Source organism: Paraburkholderia sp. J67, from assembly GCF_905220265.1.
Taxonomy (GTDB): Bacteria; Pseudomonadota; Gammaproteobacteria; order Burkholderiales; family Burkholderiaceae; genus Paraburkholderia.
The window spans coordinates 371,875-389,073 of record NZ_CAJMZK010000002.1 but is presented as its reverse complement, the minus strand read 5'-3'; the positions used below and the strand labels follow the sequence as shown (position 1 = coordinate 389,073).

The window sequence follows — 17,199 nt, the reverse complement described above, 5'->3', positions numbered from 1 at the left end:
TATCCTTAGCCATGCTGAACATAGAATCCCTGAACCAGTACTACGGCGGCAGCCACATTCTGCGCAACGTCTCGATGACGGTGCCGCAAGGCGAACTCACAGTCCTGCTCGGGCGCAACGGCGTGGGCAAGACCACGCTGCTGCGCTGCCTGATGGGCGTGGTGCCGACTAAAAGCGGCACGATCGCCTGGGGCGATCACGCGCTCACCAAACTGCCCACGCATGCACGCGTGGCGCAGGGGCTCGCCTACGTGCCGCAAGGGCGCGATATCTTTCCGCGTCTCACGGTTGAAGAAAATCTGCTGGTGGGCGCGGCGAGCAAGAAGCGCATGCCCAAGGGCGTGCCGGAGCATATCTACACGCTCTTTCCCGTGCTCAAGGACATGAAGGCGCGGCGCGGCGGCGATCTCTCGGGCGGTCAGCAACAGCAACTGGCGATTGGCCGTGCGTTGATGAGCGATCCGCAGTTGCTGATTCTCGACGAGCCGACCGAAGGGATTCAGCCGTCGATCATTCAGGATATCGGGCGCACGTTGCGCAGGCTTGTGGAAGAGATGAATCTCACGGTGCTGCTGGTCGAGCAGTATTACGACTTCGCGAAGGCTATCGCGGACCGCTACTGGGTGATGAGCCGCGGCGAGATCGTCGCGGGCGGCAAAGGCGCGCAGATGGATGCCGATGGGGTGCGAGAGTTGATTGCGGTGTGAGGGCGTATCCGCACGCCATCAGCCACTTAGCTGGACGTGCGGAACGGATTGATCACCGTCAGTTGGTCGAAGATGACTTGACCATGTTGCATGTCTTCGCTGTAGAGCACTTCGCAATCTTCAAGCAATGCGAAAGCGATGATGCACGAATCGTAGAACCTGAAACCATAGTGCGCGGCGACACGGCGCGCCTCCTTATGGACTTCGAGCGTCAGGGGCACGATTTCACACAAGGCCTCCACATCGTCGAGCAACGCCTCGATCTCCGGCCACGCGAGCTTCATTTTCCGGCTCATGACCAGCGTGACTTCGTTAAAGACCTGCGTGCTGATGACGGACTTCGAACTCCCCTGCACCAACAGCGACTCGGCCCGGTCGGCTTTCGTCGCGTCGCTGGAGAACAAATAGGCAATGACGTTAGTGTCTACAGCGAATCGCGTCGGTGCATCGACCGTCATTCAGCATTCCCTCTTTCGCTAAGCGATTCCCGGTCGAACTTGAAGTCGGCAGGTAGCCGTCCGCGATATTTACGCAGGCGCTCCATGCGTTCAGAAACAGTCGGCTTTTTACTGATTGAGAACGCACCGGACTGGGCGGCATAGATCTCGATGTCGTCGCCCTCCTTCAGGCCAAGCGCATCGACCACGGCTGCGGGCAGCCGGACGGCGAGACTATTTCCCCATTTTGCAACTTGCATGATCGCTCCTGATTGATCTACATGATCTACATTGTATATCCAACCGGATCATCTTCAAGTCTGATGATTGCGCCGATCGTGACCTCGCGTCATCGGCGCCTGAAGCCGCCCCGGAGCGCACCTTGCGACGCGAAAGCGCCGCAGGCGTGACGAATCCGCGTGATATTCTCCTCGCCACCTTCCGTACACGCCCACGTTTCCAGCATGTCGCTCCACGAAGATCACGCCGCGCTCGCGAACGCCACCCAGCGCAACACCGCGCCGCCCGAATGGGCCGCGAAACTCGAACTCGGTTTCGAGTTGCAGAAGGCGCGCACCGCGCTCACGCATCGCCTGCATGTGGGTCCGTTGCGCGTGCAACGTCCGCTCTACCCTGAAGGCGATGCCATTTGCCACGCCGTGATCGTGCATCCGCCAGCGGGCATCGCGGGCGGCGATCGCCTCGATATCGACGTGAACGTCAGTGACGGCGCGCATGCGGTGCTCACCACGCCGGGCGCGACCAAGTGGTACAAGTCGAACGGCCGCGTCGCGCGTCAGCGCATCAACGTGAAAATGGGCGCGGGCGCGAAGCTCGACTGGCTGCCGCAGAACAATCTCGTCTTCGATCACGCGCACGCGGAACTGGATTTCGCGCTGACACTCGCCGAAGGCGCCACCGCCATCGGCTGGGACGCGATGCAACTGGGCCGCCAGGCGGCTGGCGAGCGCTGGTCGGCGGGCATGGTGCGCTCGCTCACGCGCGTGGTCCGAGCAGCGGCACCCGACGCCGAAGAACAACTGCTGTGGTTCGAACGCGCGCTGATCGACGCCGCCGATCCGCTGCGCGACTCGCCGCAAGGGCTCGCGGGCTATCCCGCGTTTGGCGTGCTGTGGGCGATCGGCCCTGCGTGCAACGACGCGCTCGCGCAGGATCTCGCGGCCACGCTACCGTTTGACGATGCGTTGCGCTCGGGTGCAAGCTGCGTCGCGCCCGGCGTGTTGCTCATACGCGTCGTCGCGCGCTCGATGGAACCCTTGCAGAACACGCTGGCGCAATGCTGGTCGCAACTGCGTCCGTTCGTGCACGGAGTGCAAGGCGCGCCGCTGCGCCTGTGGACGACCTGATCCTCGCGCTTTCTCGCCCTCCCGTCCTTTATTCGCCGACGCGCACCACCACGGCGCGCGATCGCGCACTCACGCACAATCTCGCGTCATACACACACCAACGCAGTGCAAAAACGCACCGCATCTGGTGCACTCACGCTGTCCCCTTCACTGGCACAACCCTTGCTGTCACCTTGCACTGATTTGCGCGCATCGCATGCAAAGCTGCAAGCTGGCCGTAACCCGGCTCCCGTAAGCTGATCCGGCGCCCGGCGCAGTACGTGTGCCGCGCGAGGGCGCGCATCCGTTTCGCTTCAGCCTCGCCGGCTAGCGCGCCGGCAAACCCGCCCAAGACACAGAACGATGAAGCTCACGCCACGCGAGAAAGACAAGCTCCTGATCTTCACCGCCGCACTGCTCGCCGAAAGGCGTCGCGCGCGCGGCCTCAAGCTCAACTACCCGGAGGCCGTGGCCTTCATCAGCGCCGCGCTGATGGAAGCGGCCCGCGACGGCAAGACCGTCGCCGAGGTCATGCACTACGGCACCACCCTGCTCACGCGCGACGACGTGATGGATGGCGTGGCCGAGATGATCCCCGATATCCAGGTGGAAGCCACCTTCCCCGACGGCACCAAGCTCGTCACCGTCCATCATCCGATTCCTTAAGGTTCAGCGCATGATCCCCGGCGAAATGCTCATCGACGCAGGCGAAATCGAACTGAACGCGGGTCGCGAGACCGTGACCGTGACGGTCGCGAACACGGGCGACCGGCCGGTGCAGATCGGCTCGCATTTCCACTTCTACGAAGTCAACGACGCACTGGCGTTCGATCGCGAGGCCGCGCGCGGCTTCCGTCTGAACATCGCGGCGGGCACCGCCGTGCGTTTCGAGCCCGGCCAGGAGCGCACCGTCGAGCTGGTCGCACTCGCGGGCGACCGCGCCGTCTACGGCTTCAGCGGCAAGGTGATGGGCCCGCTCTGAGCGGTGCGTCCGCACCCCGTTTCGAATTCATCAGGAATCCGATATGACATTGAAGATCGGCCGCCGCGCCTACGCGGAGATGTTCGGCCCCACGACCGGCGACCGCGTGCGACTCGCGGACACCGAACTGCTCATCGAGATCGAGCGCGACTACACCGTCTATGGCGACGAAGTGAAGTTCGGCGGCGGCAAGGTGATCCGCGACGGCATGGGCCAGTCGCAGCGCCTGCACGCCGAAGTGGCGGACACCGTCGTCACCAACGCCGTGATCCTCGATCACTGGGGCATCGTCAAGGCCGACATCGGCATCAAGGACGGGCGCATCTGGAAGATCGGCAAGGCGGGTAACCCGGACGTGCAGCCTGGCGTGACGATTCCCATCGGCGCGTCGACGGAAGTGATCGCAGGCGAAGGCCAGATCGTCACGGCCGGCGGCATCGACACGCACATCCACTTCATCAGCCCGCAACAGATCGACGAGGCGCTGGCCTCGGGCGTCACTACGATGCTCGGCGGCGGCACGGGTCCGGCCACCGGCACCAACGCCACCACCTGCACGCCGGGCCCGTGGCACATGGAGCGCATGCTGCAAGCCGCCGACGGCTGGCCGATCAACCTGGGCTTTCTGGGCAAAGGCAACGTAAGCCTGCCTAAGCCGGCCGAGGAGCAGATCGCCGCCGGCGCCATCGGCCTCAAACTGCACGAGGACTGGGGTTCGACGCCCGCCGCTATCGACAATTGCCTGACGGTTGCGGACGCAACCGATACGCAGGTCGCGATCCACACCGACACGCTCAACGAATCGGGCTTCCTGGAAGCGACCGTAGGCGCGTTCAAGGGTCGCACGATCCACACGTACCACACCGAAGGCGCGGGCGGCGGCCACGCGCCCGACATCATCAAGGTCTGCGGCGAAGCGAACGTGCTGCCCTCCTCGACCAACCCGACGCGCCCGTACACCATCAACACGCTCGACGAACACCTCGACATGCTGATGGTCTGCCATCACCTCGATCCGTCGATTGCCGAGGACATCGCCTTCGCCGAGTCGCGCATCCGCCGCGAAACCATCGCTGCCGAAGACATCCTGCATGACCTCGGCGCGCTATCGATGCTTTCTTCGGATTCCCAGGCAATGGGGCGTGTGGGCGAGGTCATCATCCGCACCTGGCAGACCGCGCACAAGATGAAAGTGCAGCGCGGCGCGCTGCCCGAGGACACCTCGCGCAACGACAACTTCCGCGTCAAGCGTTACGTCGCCAAGTACACGATCAATCCGGCGCTCACGCATGGCATCGCGCATGAGGTGGGTTCGATCGAGCCGGGCAAGTGGGCCGATCTGGTGTTCTGGGACCCGGCCTTCTTCGGCATCAAGCCCTCGCTCATTCTCAAGGGCGGCATGATCGCGCTCGCGCAGATGGGCGATCCGAACGCGTCGATTCCCACGCCGCAACCGGTGCACTATCGCGAGATGTTCGGCACGCGCGGTCGCGCGCTCACGCAGACGTCGCTCACCTTCGTTTCGCAACTGGCGCTCGACAAGGGCATGCCAGAGCGCTACGGCCTGCAAAAGCGTATCGTAGCCGTACGCAACTGCCGCAACGTCACGAAGGCCGACATGATCCACAATGCGTGGCAGCCGTCGATCAGCGTCGATCCGGAGACCTATCAGGTCGTCGCCGATGGACAATTGCTCACTTGCGAGCCCGCCACGGTGCTGCCGATGGCGCAGCGCTATTTCCTGTTCTGACGTTTTTGAAGTCCTGATATGCGCACGATCGACAAACGACTCAATGCGAAGCTGGCGAGCGTGCTGATGAAGCGCGCACCTACGCTCACGCTCCCGTACGACATGCGCTGCAAGAGCCGCTTCGCGGCCACGCTCGATTCCGGCGAGGAAGTGGGCGTGGTGCTGCCGCGCGGCACCATCCTGCGCGAAGGCGACATGCTCGTCGCCGACGATGGCGGCCTCGTGCGCGTGATCGCGGCAGCGCAAAGCGTGCTGCGCGTGCGCGCGCACGACCGCCTCACGCTTACGCGCGCGGCCTATCACCTGGGCAATCGCCACACGCCGGTGGAAGTGGGCACGGAAGAACTCAAGCTCGAAGCCGACCCCGTACTCGAAGACATGCTCAAGCGCCTGGGCGCGCAGGTCGAGCGCGTGGAATTGCCGTTCCAGCCGGAATCGGGCGCCTATGGCGGCGGTCATCGGCATGGCCACGACGAGACCTTCGCGGAAGACTATGCTCTCGCGCAGCGTGTGTTCGACGATCATCACGGCCATACGCACGATCACGCTCATGACCACGGCCACACGCATGATCACGGCCACGATCACGCCCATGACCACGAGTGCGGCCACGACCACGGGCACTGCGACGGCCACGCGCACGATCACAGCCATGAACATCGCTGAATTCACCGCGCTGCTGCACCTGGCCTCGCCAGCGCTGCCGATCGGCGCGTTCAGCTATTCGCAGGGGCTCGAAGCGGCCATCGACGTCGGGCTGATCGCCAACGCCGACGACGCCGCCAACTGGATCGCCAACGGTCTGGCGACGGTGCTCGCGCCCGGCGAACTGCCGTTCGTCGCGCATCAGCTCGAACGCTGGCGCACCTACGGCGAAGACGACATGCAAGCACTGATCGACGCCAACGCGGAATTTATCGCAAGCCGTGAATCGGCGGAACTGCGCCGCGAGACCTCGCAGATGGGCTGGTCGCTGCGTCAGTTGTGTGCGCAACTTGAATGGGGCGACGCCGCGCGTCGCGCCACGCTCGAGCGCATGACGCCGATCGCGCAGCCCACCGCGTTCGCCTTCGCGGCCTGGGCGCATAACGCGTCGGCCGATGCGACGCTCGCGGCCTACGCGTTTAGCTGGGTCGAGAACCAGACGGCCGCGGCGCTCAAGGCCGTGCCGCTCGGCCAGCTTGCGGGTCAGCGCATCGTGGTGGCGCTGCGACCCCGCATTGAAGACGCCGTGGCGCGTGCGCTCGCTACGCCGCCCGCCTCGCTCAACACCTTTGCGCCGCAACTCGGCATTCTGTCCGCGCGGCACGAATCGCAGTATTCGCGGCTATTCCGCTCCTGAGCGCCTTTGACCTCATCTGCATCGCACGACTCATGAATTCGCACATCAAACGCACCAAGAAACTGCCGCCGCTGCGCGTCGGCGTCGGCGGCCCGGTGGGCTCCGGCAAGACCACTCTGCTCGAAATGCTCTGCAAAGCCATGCGCGAGCGCTATGACCTGGTTGCCATCACCAACGACATCTACACGAAGGAAGATCAGCGCCTGTTGACCGTCGCGGGCGCCCTACCCGCCGAGCGCATCATGGGCGTGGAGACGGGCGGCTGCCCGCACACGGCGATTCGCGAAGATGCGTCGATCAACCTCGAAGCCGTCGATCAGATGCTCACGCGCTTTCCCGACGCGGACATCGTCTTTATCGAATCGGGTGGCGACAATCTCGCGGCCACGTTCAGCCCGGAACTGTCGGACCTCACGATCTACGTGATCGACGTGGCGGGCGGCGAAAAGATTCCGCGCAAGGGCGGCCCGGGCATCACAAAGTCGGACCTGCTCGTCATCAACAAGACCGATCTCGCGCCGCTCGTGGGCGCGAATCTCGACGTGATGGCATCGGATGCGAAGAAGATGCGCGGCGAGCGCCCCTTCGTGATGTGCAACCTCAAGGCGCTCGATGGCCTCGATCAGGTGATTGCGTTCATCGAGAAGAAGGGCTTGCTGGTGCAATAAACCGCGCCTGCCGGGAGAAAGTCGGGCGCGAGTTTGCTTAGAGCAGGTCCGCCCGGATCATGATGCAATCCATCTCCAGCAGTCGCGGGAAGTGCCCTGCGTTGTTCGGCACGAGTGCGGAAAGAGAGAAACCACCCTGCTCGTACACGGTGATGGCCTCGCGAAAATCGATGGAGTCGGTATAGAGCTTCGCAATCGCGAGTTCGCTTTGCAGGCCGACGAATTCGCGCACGGTGTCTCCAGCGCCCTTGAAGATGTGGACGTCGTAGCCCTGCGTGTCCATTTTCAAAAACGGCCGCTTGAAGCCAAATTCGGCCTGAATCCGGCTCAAGACCGTACCGAGACGTTCGGTCTTGACGGTAATGGTCTTGCTGATCGCGTTCATCTTCGTGAACAGATCGACATCGTCGTGTGACGGCGCGCTCAAGGAGCTGAACTGGCTCGACTGCATGACGTTGAATTGCGCGGTGCCGTCAGCGTCGGAAACGGCTGTCTCGCTCACCTGCCACTTGTCGTCGCCTTTCGTACGGCTGCGCAAGATCGCCGCGTCTTCCGGATTCGGTTCGAACGAGAAAATATGGCCTTCGAAGCCGACTCGGCGGCGCAGCATATCCGCGTACTGCCCCTGATTCGCGCCGATATCGAAGACGCAATCGACGTTCAGGTGCTCAAAAAGCTTCTTCAGATGCGACTGTTCCCATTGGGCGTGGAGTCGATACGGATCGATCAGGTCCCGCTTCACCGACTGAACGCTGCCCCGCACGATACTCTGCAATATTTCCTTCATCGTTTCCCCCGTCGTTTACTAGTGTGGTTGTTTGAAAACGAGCGGCAAGCATAGCGCCCGCCAAAAGCACCAGGCAACTTTTTTTCTGGTTCGAATCCCTTACGCAACACGGCCCATTCCGGAGTCGCCGGAATGGGAAAAAGTGCCGTAATCAGTTGGTCTTGAGGGCGTGCGCAAAGAACCCCCGCCCTTGCGCACCTTTGCAGAGAATGGCCTTACAGCCGGTCTTCGGGCATCACGCTGATTGCGTCGCCCATCAGCGAGCCCGCGCGAGGCCCGGCTTCAGTGACGAGCGACAGCAGGACATCCACCGTACGCGCGGTCGCGCCCCGGTGGCGCGCCGCGAATGCCGAAGCAGCCGCGCCCATCGTCACGCGGCGCGACTTGTCGGCGAAGAGTTCGCGCAGGGCACGCGCGAGATCGGCAGGGTCTTGCACCTGCAACGCAGCGCCCGCAGCGACGGCGTCGGCCGTGGCCTGCGTGAAGTTGAACACGTGCGGGCCGATCAGCACGGGCGTGCCCACCGCACAGGCCTCGATCAGATTCTGACCGCCCAGTGGCAACAGACTTCCGCCGATGAACGCCAGATCGGCAGCCGCATAGTACGCGCCCATCTCGCCCATCGAATCGCCGAGCAGCACGCTCACGTCCTGCGGCAACGCGCGCACATTCGTCTGCACGTCCACCGCATTCGCAGCGGGCGCCCATTGCGAACGGCGTTCGAGCTTGAGATTCTTGCGCGCGACCAGCGCGGCCACATCGTCGAAACGCTGCGGATGACGCGGCACGAGGATCAGCAGCGCGTCGGGCACCTTCAGCGCGGCGAAGGCTTCCAGCACGAGTTCTTCCTCGCCTTCACGCGTGCTCGCCGCAACCCACACGGGCCGCGTGCCGATCGCCCGACGCCAGTCGCGCCCGCGCGCGACGAGCCCCGGCGGGCTCGCCATATCGAACTTGAGATTGCCGAGCACGGCCACGTTGCGCGCGCCGAGCGCGGTAAGACGCTCCGCATCCGCAGGGCTTTGCGCCAGCACGCGCGTGAAGCCGCCGAACACCTCGCGCACACGCGTACCGAACTTCGCCGCGCGCTTGAACGAACGCGCCGACATGCGCGCATTGGTCAGCACGAGCGGCACATCGGCGCGCTTGCATTCGTCGATGAGCGTGGGCCACACCTCGGTTTCCATCACGAGACCGAGCGACGGACGCCACGCGCGCAAAAAGCGCCGCACGGCGCCCGGCATGTCATAGGGCAGATAGCAGCGCTGCACCCGATTGCCGAAGAGTTGCTCGCCCGTCGCGCGCCCACCCGGCGTCATATGCGTGAGCAGGATGCGCGCATCGGGGCGCGCCGCCAGCAGCGCATCGACGAGCGGCTGCGCCGCGCGCGTCTCGCCCACGGAAACGGCATGGACCCAGATGAGCGGCGTGTCGTCCTCGGGCAACCGTCCGGCGCTGTGTCCAAAGCGCTCGCAAACATGCTCGCGATAGCCGCGCTCGCGCCGCGAACGGATCATCAGGCGCAGCACCGCGAGCGGCGCGATCAGCCACCAGGCCGCGCGATAGACGGCCCTTAGCATCGGGACTCCGCGCGGGCTTGCAGCGCGCCTGGGTTCGTCATCGGCATTAAACGAGTTCCTTGCCCTTGAGGCGTTGCAGAATGCCGAGCGGCGCCCACTCCGGATGCACCATGTCCTTCGCCGGCAGGAAGAAGGTCTGCTCCATCATGAACTGGCCGGACATGACCGCGTGCGAGGTGTGATCGGAAAAACAGACCCACACCGAGCCCGGCGGAAAGCCGATGGTCTCCTGCGGGCTCGTCTTCTGATAGTCGAGATCGGCCTTCATGCCGTCGTGCAGGTTGAGCATCAGATGGTCGTACTCGCTGCGCGGCGACTTGGTGATATGCAGCAGGTTTTGCAGCCACGCCGAGCCCGGCATCTGCGGCTTGATGTTGGGCAGGAAGCGCTTGGCCATATCCTCGAACGGCTCGCCCACTCGCCACACACGCGGCGCGCCGTTGGGATTCACATTGGTGAACACGCGCAGAATGCGCTCGCCGTAGTTTGGACGCGACGGGAAGGCGTCCACATGCAGACGCGAATCGTCCTTGCGCCACGAGGTCTCGCGCGTTTCCACCTGATGCAGACGCAGGCTCGTGGGCGCAACGCGCAGCTTGCCGGTGTACTCGGGAAAAAGGCCATCGACGAGCGAACGCGCGCAAGCCTGGTAGCGCGCGATCAGCGCGCGCACGGCCGACTGCGTCACCGTGTCGCCGAGCACGCCATGCAGCGCGCCGCCGTTCGGGTCGAGGCTGATGTTCTTGCGCTTGGGATCGGCGATGGCCGGATCGAGCAGTGCGCGCTCGCCGCCTTCGATCGCGAATTCCAGCTTGGGGAAGTACAACACCTTGCCTTGCTCGACCGCATCGAGCAGTTGCTCGCGCGGCTGCGAAAGATATTGCCCCTGCCAGTCGGCGGAAGGGATTTCGATGATCTGGGATTCGTTCATGGTCGCCTCTGGAAGCGATGGATCTGGATGCCTGGCGGGAAGGTCTGGCGCACGGCGCGCACAGGGCGCGCCCGATGTCCGATACGGCCGGCCCGCGACCGGGTACTGCGTGCCATCGCGTCGTGCCTGGGGGAAACCCGGGGCCGCGCGTCGCGCGCGCCGACCCTTATACCGCGCGGGCCGCATGGCGCGCCTTGATGCGCCGCAGTCCGTCAGGAATTGCCGATAAGCCGGCTGGAGCGCGTTGCCGCACCCCGCGCCCTCACAGCAGGCCGAAGCCCGCGAGCGCGCCCTTCACCTGGGCGAGCGTGGGCGGCTGGCCCGCCGTGCCGAGATTGACGACCTTCGGCGACCAGTAGCCGCCGGTGCGCCAGGCGGTCGCGAAATTGTACAACTCGACGGTCGGGCGCTTCAGCGCCGCCGCAATGTGCACGAGGCCGGTGTCCACGCCAACGGTGGCCGCCGCGCCGTCGATCAGGCCGACCACAGCGGGCAGCGAAAGCTTCGGCGGCACGATGGCCGCTTCGCCGAACTCGCGCGCGAGTCGCTCGCTGGTCGCGCGTTCGGCGTCGCTGCCCCACGGCAGTACGAGCGAGGCGCCACGGCGCACCAGCGCCTGGCCCAGCTCGATCCAGTGGGCGTCGGGCCATTGCTTGTCGGCGCGCGACGTGGCGTGCACGAACACCACATAGGGCACGGGCAGGTTCAGGCCAAGGGCCGCGAGCGCCAGCGCGGCGCGCTTGGTGTCGAGACCGAAGTCGATGTCGTCATTAGGCGACGGCGGCGGCAATTCGAGCGCGCCCGCCACGAGCTGGCGCGTGCGCTCGACCACGTGGGTGCGCGGCTCGATGCGAATAGAGCGATCGTAGAAGAAGCGCACGGGCCATTCGTAGCCCGCGCCGTCCGTGCGGTTGCCGAGGCCAACGAGCGGCCCGCGCGCCCAACTCGCGACCCAGGCGGTCTTGATGAGCCCCTGGCAGTCGATCACGAGGTCGTATTTTTCGGCAGCGAGCGCACGGCGGAACGCGCCGATCTCGCGCCAGTTGGCCGCCGAGAGCAGCCGCTTGCGCCAGCGGCGCAGCGAGAAAGGAATCGCGCGGCGCACGCCGTGCACGAGCTCGACGAGCGACTGGAAGCTTTCCTCGACGAGCCAGTCAATCTGCGCGTCGGGATACCGCCGCCGGATGTCGGCGATGGCGGGCATGTTGTGGACGACGTCGCCTAGCGACGACACGCGCACGATGAGGATCTTTTGCACGCTCAAGGCAAACTCGGACTGATTCAGGCGGACGGGTTAAAAGGTGCGCAATTTTAGCGCGTGGCGGGGAGTTGAGCGAAAAAGCGGGGCAAAAGTGCGGATATAGGCGCCAGAACTGCCTTCCCAACCCTTTCGCGACGATTCGGGCGCGGCACAACGGCAGCCGAAAAATGAGGGCAGCATGCCGACGCCACAAATGCCGCGGCGCCGGGCGGAGAAACCGCACGGCGCCGCTTGGACTTCAAATCCGGCGCTTGCTCAGACTTCCAAGCGCCGCAACACTTAGAACGGCAGCTTCGCGTCCGGCTTTTCAGCGAGGATCACGCGCTTGAAGTCGGCCTGGATGCGCGCGAGCGCAGCGTTGTTGTCCGCCTCGAAGCGCATCACGACCACCGGCGTCGTGTTCGACGAACGCGCGAGACCGAAGCCGTCCGGGTACTCCACGCGCAGACCGTCGATCGTGATGACTTCGTCGGCGCCCGTGAACTTCGCGTTCTGCTGGAGCTTCGCGATCAGCGCGAAGTTTTCGCCTTCTTCCAGCTTCAGTTGCAGTTCCGGCGTGGCCGTGGAATTCGGCAGGTCGTTGAGCAGCTTGCTCGGGTCCTGAACGCGCGCGAGGATTTCCAGCAGACGCGCGCCCGTGTAGAGGCCGTCGTCGAAGCCATACCAGCGATCCTTGAAGAACACGTGGCCGCTCATCTCGCCCGCCAGCGGCGCGCCGGTTTCACGCAGCTTCGCCTTCACGAGCGAGTGGCCCGTCTTCCACATCAGCGGCTCGCCGCCCTTTTCCTTGACCCACTTGGCGAGATTACGCGTGCACTTCACGTCGTAAATGATCTGCTTGCCCGGGTTGCGCGAGAGCACTTCCTCGGCGAACAGCATCAACTGGCGATCCGGATAGATGATCTCGCCGTCCTTGGTCACGACGCCCAGACGGTCGCCGTCACCGTCGAACGCGAAGCCGATTTCGGCGTCGGTTTCCTTGAGCGCGCGGATCACGTCCTGGAGGTTTTCCGGGTGCGCCGGGTCCGGGTGGTGATTCGGGAAGTTGCCGTCGATTTTCGTGAACAGTTCGACCAGCTCGCAACCCATCGCCTTGAACAGACGCGGTGCGAGTTCGCCCGCCACGCCATTGCCGGTATCGACGACGATCTTCAGGGGGCGCGCAAGCTTCACGTCGCCGACGATGCGCGCGACGTATTCATCGGCGATGTCGTAGTCGGCATAGGTGCCCGCGCCGGTTTCGAAACGTTGGTCGACGATGCGCTGATAAAGCGCCTGGATCTGTTCGCCGTAGATGGCCTTGCCGCGCAGGACCATCTTGAAGCCGTTGTAGTCGGGCGGATTGTGGCTACCCGTCACGACGATGCACGAATCGACGCTGCGTGCGCCCGTGGGCAGATTCAGCGGCACGCTGGCCGCAAAGTAGCCGACCGGCGTGGGCACCATGCCCACGTTGACGACGTCGACGCCCGCGGCGCGCAGGCCATCGGCAAGCGCGTTGGAGAGATCCGGGCCCGAGAGACGGCCGTCGCGCGCGATCACCACCGCGTCGCCGCCCTGTGCACGCACCTCGCTGCCGAACGCCTGGCCGATGGCGCGCGCCGTATCCGTGTCGAGCGTCTTGCCGATCACGCCGCGAATGTCATAGGCCTTGAAAATCGATTGAGAAATCATGATGAGGCTCACCGTGCGATGGAAAGTCGGGGGGTCTATTCGTAACACGATTTATGACCGGAACGGGACCGGCGGTTACGAAAAGAGGGATCCGTTACAAACTATAATTGCGGGTTTTCGGCTGAGCCGAAGGTTACGCACCTATTTTAATGCCTCGCCGTTTCTTTCAGACGACAAAATCCGCGCTCACGATGGCGCTCTGCACCGGCACCGCATCTAGAGAAGCGGTGCGCATGCGGCATACCCAGCGCGCATCGATGCGCACGGTCCCCCTTTCCCTTCGCGCCCTCTTCGCATGCTGAGCCTCAAGCGTTTCGCCAATCCCGACGTCACGCGCGCATTCAGCAACATCGTCTGGCTGGGCCTCGAGCGCGTCACGCAGATCGCCGTGGCCATCGTCATCAGCGGTGTGCTGGCGCGCTACTTCGGCCCCGACGTGTTCGGCAAATGGCAGTACGCCAACACGCTGCTGCTCGTGCTCGCGCCCATCACCTGGGTGTGCGGCGCGGAGATTCTGGTACCCACCATTGTCAACAAACCCCGCGAGGAAGTGGGCACGGTGCTCGGCAGCGCGTTTGCGTTGCGCATCGGCGTCTCCGCCGTGGCCTTGCTGATTACCTGGGGCGGGATCGCGCTGGGCGCAACCGATCCGATGGTGGGCGCGATGCTCGCCGGACTCGCCGTCACCATGTTGTTTCGCGAGCCGTTTGTCGGCGTGATCAACGCGTGGCTGCAGAGCATGACGTACAGCAAGCCGCAGTTGCTCGCGAGCATGAGCACCGCTGTTGTGAAGGCGCTGCTGGTGTTCCTGCTCGCGCGCGCCGCGTTCACGCCCGGCAGTTTCGGTTGGCTCTGGGCGATTGAATCGGCGGCGATCGGCGCGGCGCTCGTGCTCTATTACCGCAGCCGTCACGGCGGCAAGCTCGGCTGGCATGTGGACCGCACGCTGTTCAGGCATTTCGCCACAGCCGGCACGGTGTTCTGGCTCGGGCTCATCTGCATGTATCTGTTCCTGAAGCTCGACCGCCTCATGCTCGAGCGCACGATCTCCTTCGCGGATCTCGGACGCTACTCGGCCGCGCAGCAGCTCAACGAAAACTGGATCACGCTCGCGCTGATGCTCTCGCAGACCATCGCGCCCGCGTTCGTCTATCGCGTGCAGGAGGCGGCGCAACTCAAGCGTAATCTCGTGCGTCTTTTCGTGATGACGGCCACGCTGATGGTCGCGGGCGCGCTGGTGCTCGATGCGCTCGCGGGCTTTATCATCCATCGCGTGTTCGGGCCGGATTACGCAGGCGCGATCGGCATCTTCCGCTGGGCCGTATGGCTCTCGCTGCCCGCGGGGATCGAAGCGATCGGCAATCTGGTCGTCCTCAAATATCAGGCGAAGTTCGTTCTGCTCGCCAAGTGGCTGCTCGCACTCGCGGTGGCGTTCGCCGTGAATCTGGTGGCGATTCCGCGCATGGGCGCGTATGGCGCGTTAGTCGGTCTTGCGATCGGCTATCTCGCGGCGGCCTGCGTGAACTTCTATTACATTCGCTTCAAGCTGGCTTTATGATGAATTCCCCCGCTGCTACGGGTGTCACCCGCACCGGCGCACTCGCCGACGTGGCCGTGCTGATGCCCGCCTACAACGGCCAGGCCGATGTCGAACGCACGCTCGCCTCATTCGCGGAGGACGCGCCCATTTATGCGCTGATCGTCGATGACGGCAGCACGCCGCCCATCGTTGCGCCCGACGTGCCCGGCATGCAGATCGAAGTGCTGCGCATGGCGAAGAACGGCGGCATCGAGCGTGCGCTCAAGGCCGGTGTGGAAGCGCTGGCCGCGCGCGGTTTTCGCTACGCGGCGCGGATCGATTCGGGCGATCTCGCCGTGCCGCTACGTCTTGCGAAGCAGCGCGCGCGTTTGCAGGCGGAGCCGAAGCTCGCTGCGCTCGGCACCTGGACCCAGGTGATCAATCGTGCAGGCGCACCGCTTTTCATGCTGCGCCCCGCCGCCGATGCGCCCACGTTACGCAAGACGCGGATGCTGAGATCGCCTCTTGTGCATCCTTCGGTGATGCTAAGAATCGATGCGGTGCTGGATGTCGGCAACTATCGCGTGCTGTATCCGGCCGCTGAGGACCTTGATCTGTTCCTGCGTCTGATGGAGCGCTACGACTGCGCGAATCTGCCGGAACTCGGGCTGTACTACGAGTTGAACGAAGGCGGTATCAGCGCGACGAAGCGGCGCAAGCAGGTTATGTCTACGCTACGTTTGCAGCTGCGCTACTGGAACATGCTGAACTGGCGCGACTGGGCGGGCATCACGAAGAATCTGCTGCATCTTGTGATGCCCTACCGTGCCTTGCAAAAGGTGAAACGGGCGGTATTGGCACGCTCAGAGCCCTAAACAATCAAAATAAAAGAACAACCGCAGACGCTATCTCGTTCTGCGGCATCTCAAAATGATGATCATCGAGACGCCTGAGCACCTCAGCTGCGCAACGACCTCGGGGCGATCCTTGGACAGCTATGTGGCGCGGCAAACCTCAGTCCAGAAACTCGACAGCGGAGATGGCTTCATAGGCAGTCCGATGGCAAGCGTAAAGTTAAGGTGATTCAGCCTCACTCGTCATTAAACGCTCGGCGGCAAGTGGACATAGATACGCGAAGAAAGATGCCTCTTTTTATGCAGCTTTCGACGCCACGCATGAACAAATTTGCTGCTTTTTCATAGCGCTTGCGAAATTAGGCGATCGCTATTTCCAGACGCCGAACGTCGTGGTATTGTTCCCTCGTTGTCCGCGTCTATGACGCATCGATTCGGTATGGCATCCATGCCCATTGCTTGACAGGCACCCTGCAACAGTGACAACTTCGGTTGAGCTCCCTTGCATTGCCCGACGAGCCACTAACCGCCACCGGCACGGCTCCAGTAGTCCGTCTGGAAAAAGCGCCATCTTTCGCTGCAATTCGCAGCGCATACCTCTGAAAATGCGTGCGGCTTCACCTGCGTATGCTCTTCCTGCTTGCGCTCCCAATAGGCGCAATTTTCTTTACGCACATCCGATGCATCAACTTGCATCGACTCAACGCTTAAGCAACATGCCGGTTGCACGTACCATGCTTGCGAAAGCAAGCTACGTCGACGCAGGCCCAGTCTGTTACTGACTCGTCATCTGAGCATGTCAACCGCTGACTTGTGTATCACTATCCAGGCAACGCGTGGAGAGTGACGCGCTATCCATGCGAAGGAGAAAATCCTGCGCAAATGGATTCATCAGAACGCATCATCCATCCGCTTTGGGACATGCGTGACTTCCTTTGCATATTGAACCGCTCGAGTCCATAGTGCGTTTTGGTCTGCCATGCGCCGTTCCGGCGCACATCCCCACTTCCCCATCAAGCACGATTCCGGTGTGATGCTCTCACCCGACAATCCGTCCGACATCGTGTTCGCTCTTGTGCGAACCGTCATCGCCCATGTGCTGCATGCACACCAATGCGGTTGAACATCAAATGCGACGCTCCGCGACGCACGATATTCAACACGCCTCCGGGCTCTAACTTCCAAACACGCAGACCTTTCCACCGGCATCAACCGGGGACCCTCAGCTAAACCACCCTCTGCGCTCACTTTTATTTCCGCATACCTGCAGACGCAACGCCGCACCCTCGTTGCGTCTGCTCACTCACGTGCCCCCGCCTGGGACACGTCGCCATCACAACGATGGCATCCAGGGTGCTCTC

17 protein-coding genes are annotated in these 17,199 nt (G+C 63.6%); 10 read left to right on the top strand and 7 right to left on the bottom strand.

Annotation, left to right across the window (positions count from 1 at the left end; all coding sequences use genetic code 11):
* Window positions 1–11 precede the first annotated feature (11 nt).
* A complete protein-coding gene (gene urtE, locus U5782_RS05625) occupies window positions 12–707 on the top strand; it encodes an urea ABC transporter ATP-binding subunit UrtE (protein ID WP_322042835.1) in 696 nt (231 codons plus the stop codon).
* Between the two features lie 26 nt (window positions 708–733).
* On the opposite strand, the gene U5782_RS05620 is transcribed toward urtE, so the two are convergent.
* On the bottom strand, window positions 734–1,165 hold the full coding sequence (locus U5782_RS05620) for a PIN domain-containing protein (protein WP_322042834.1): 432 nt from the start codon (window positions 1,163–1,165) through the stop codon (window positions 734–736).
* Entirely contained in the window at window positions 1,162–1,404 is a 243-nt protein-coding gene (locus U5782_RS05615; protein ID WP_322042833.1) for an AbrB/MazE/SpoVT family DNA-binding domain-containing protein, read from the bottom strand. Before U5782_RS05615 ends, U5782_RS05620 begins: the two co-directional genes overlap by 4 nt.
* A gap of 204 nt (window positions 1,405–1,608) precedes the next feature.
* Here U5782_RS05615 and U5782_RS05610 point away from each other — a divergent pair, with 204 nt between their 5' ends.
* From U5782_RS05610 to ureG, 7 genes are all read left to right on the top strand, one after another.
* Window positions 1,609–2,511 carry an urease accessory protein UreD gene (locus U5782_RS05610; protein WP_322042832.1) on the top strand — a complete coding sequence of 301 codons (903 nt, stop codon included), beginning with the start codon at window positions 1,609–1,611 and terminating at the stop codon, window positions 2,509–2,511.
* A 342-nt stretch (window positions 2,512–2,853) separates the two neighbouring features.
* Window positions 2,854–3,156, top strand: coding sequence for an urease subunit gamma (ureA, locus tag U5782_RS05605; RefSeq protein WP_322042831.1), 303 nt, complete (start codon window positions 2,854–2,856; stop codon window positions 3,154–3,156).
* A gap of 10 nt (window positions 3,157–3,166) precedes the next feature.
* Entirely contained in the window at window positions 3,167–3,472 is a 306-nt protein-coding gene (locus U5782_RS05600; protein WP_322042830.1) for an urease subunit beta, read from the top strand.
* Window positions 3,473–3,515: 43 nt separating this feature from the next.
* On the top strand, window positions 3,516–5,222 hold the full coding sequence (gene ureC / locus U5782_RS05595) for an urease subunit alpha (protein WP_322042829.1): 1,707 nt from the start codon (window positions 3,516–3,518) through the stop codon (window positions 5,220–5,222).
* 18 nt (window positions 5,223–5,240) lie between these two features.
* A complete protein-coding gene (gene ureE / locus U5782_RS05590) occupies window positions 5,241–5,888 on the top strand; it encodes an urease accessory protein UreE (protein ID WP_322042828.1) in 648 nt (215 codons plus the stop codon).
* A complete protein-coding gene (locus tag U5782_RS05585; protein ID WP_322043082.1) occupies window positions 5,875–6,564 on the top strand; it encodes an urease accessory protein UreF in 690 nt (229 codons plus the stop codon). Before ureE ends, U5782_RS05585 begins: the two co-directional genes overlap by 14 nt.
* A 32-nt stretch (window positions 6,565–6,596) precedes the next feature.
* Entirely contained in the window at window positions 6,597–7,232 is a 636-nt protein-coding gene (gene ureG / locus U5782_RS05580; protein WP_322042827.1) for an urease accessory protein UreG, read from the top strand.
* 37 nt (window positions 7,233–7,269) lie between these two features.
* Here the strand turns inward: ureG and U5782_RS05575 are convergent, their stop codons facing one another.
* From U5782_RS05575 to U5782_RS05555, 5 genes are all read right to left on the bottom strand, one after another.
* Window positions 7,270–8,019 carry an FkbM family methyltransferase gene (locus U5782_RS05575; RefSeq protein ID WP_322042826.1) on the bottom strand — a complete coding sequence of 250 codons (750 nt, stop codon included), beginning with the start codon at window positions 8,017–8,019 and terminating at the stop codon, window positions 7,270–7,272.
* A 215-nt stretch (window positions 8,020–8,234) separates the two neighbouring features.
* A complete protein-coding gene (gene waaA, locus U5782_RS05570; RefSeq protein ID WP_322042825.1) occupies window positions 8,235–9,599 on the bottom strand; it encodes a lipid IV(A) 3-deoxy-D-manno-octulosonic acid transferase in 1,365 nt (454 codons plus the stop codon).
* A gap of 46 nt (window positions 9,600–9,645) precedes the next feature.
* Window positions 9,646–10,530, bottom strand: coding sequence for a Kdo hydroxylase family protein (locus U5782_RS05565; protein WP_322042824.1), 885 nt, complete (start codon window positions 10,528–10,530; stop codon window positions 9,646–9,648).
* A gap of 262 nt (window positions 10,531–10,792) precedes the next feature.
* The gene (gene waaC, locus U5782_RS05560) at window positions 10,793–11,788 is read right to left on the bottom strand and encodes a lipopolysaccharide heptosyltransferase I (RefSeq protein WP_322043081.1); all 996 of its coding nucleotides are present in this window, start codon (window positions 11,786–11,788) and stop codon (window positions 10,793–10,795) included.
* 282 nt (window positions 11,789–12,070) lie between these two features.
* On the bottom strand, window positions 12,071–13,465 hold the full coding sequence (locus U5782_RS05555) for a phosphomannomutase/phosphoglucomutase (protein ID WP_322042823.1): 1,395 nt from the start codon (window positions 13,463–13,465) through the stop codon (window positions 12,071–12,073).
* A 295-nt stretch (window positions 13,466–13,760) separates the two neighbouring features.
* Between U5782_RS05555 and U5782_RS05550 the strand changes: the two genes are divergently transcribed.
* Both U5782_RS05550 and U5782_RS05545 read left to right on the top strand, forming a co-directional pair.
* The gene (locus tag U5782_RS05550) at window positions 13,761–15,023 is read left to right on the top strand and encodes an oligosaccharide flippase family protein (protein WP_322042822.1); all 1,263 of its coding nucleotides are present in this window, start codon (window positions 13,761–13,763) and stop codon (window positions 15,021–15,023) included.
* On the top strand, window positions 15,023–15,859 hold the full coding sequence (locus U5782_RS05545) for a glycosyltransferase (RefSeq protein ID WP_322043080.1): 837 nt from the start codon (window positions 15,023–15,025) through the stop codon (window positions 15,857–15,859). The genes U5782_RS05550 and U5782_RS05545 overlap by 1 nt, the downstream gene beginning before the upstream one ends.
* Window positions 15,860–17,199: the final 1,340 nt, after the last annotated feature.

Coding starts and splice junctions, on each gene's coding strand:
- urtE (WP_322042835.1), top strand. CDS start 12: ATGCTGAACATAGAATCCCTGAACCAGTACTACGGCGGCAGCCACATT.
- U5782_RS05620 (WP_322042834.1), bottom strand. CDS start 1,165: ATGACGGTCGATGCACCGACGCGATTCGCTGTAGACACTAACGTCATT.
- U5782_RS05615 (WP_322042833.1), bottom strand. CDS start 1,404: ATGCAAGTTGCAAAATGGGGAAATAGTCTCGCCGTCCGGCTGCCCGCA.
- U5782_RS05610 (WP_322042832.1), top strand. CDS start 1,609: ATGTCGCTCCACGAAGATCACGCCGCGCTCGCGAACGCCACCCAGCGC.
- ureA (WP_322042831.1), top strand. CDS start 2,854: ATGAAGCTCACGCCACGCGAGAAAGACAAGCTCCTGATCTTCACCGCC.
- U5782_RS05600 (WP_322042830.1), top strand. CDS start 3,167: ATGATCCCCGGCGAAATGCTCATCGACGCAGGCGAAATCGAACTGAAC.
- ureC (WP_322042829.1), top strand. CDS start 3,516: ATGACATTGAAGATCGGCCGCCGCGCCTACGCGGAGATGTTCGGCCCC.
- ureE (WP_322042828.1), top strand. CDS start 5,241: ATGCGCACGATCGACAAACGACTCAATGCGAAGCTGGCGAGCGTGCTG.
- U5782_RS05585 (WP_322043082.1), top strand. CDS start 5,875: ATGAACATCGCTGAATTCACCGCGCTGCTGCACCTGGCCTCGCCAGCG.
- ureG (WP_322042827.1), top strand. CDS start 6,597: ATGAATTCGCACATCAAACGCACCAAGAAACTGCCGCCGCTGCGCGTC.
- U5782_RS05575 (WP_322042826.1), bottom strand. CDS start 8,019: ATGAAGGAAATATTGCAGAGTATCGTGCGGGGCAGCGTTCAGTCGGTG.
- waaA (WP_322042825.1), bottom strand. CDS start 9,599: ATGCTAAGGGCCGTCTATCGCGCGGCCTGGTGGCTGATCGCGCCGCTC.
- U5782_RS05565 (WP_322042824.1), bottom strand. CDS start 10,530: ATGAACGAATCCCAGATCATCGAAATCCCTTCCGCCGACTGGCAGGGG.
- U5782_RS05555 (WP_322042823.1), bottom strand. CDS start 13,465: ATGATTTCTCAATCGATTTTCAAGGCCTATGACATTCGCGGCGTGATC.
- U5782_RS05550 (WP_322042822.1), top strand. CDS start 13,761: ATGCTGAGCCTCAAGCGTTTCGCCAATCCCGACGTCACGCGCGCATTC.
- U5782_RS05545 (WP_322043080.1), top strand. CDS start 15,023: ATGAATTCCCCCGCTGCTACGGGTGTCACCCGCACCGGCGCACTCGCC.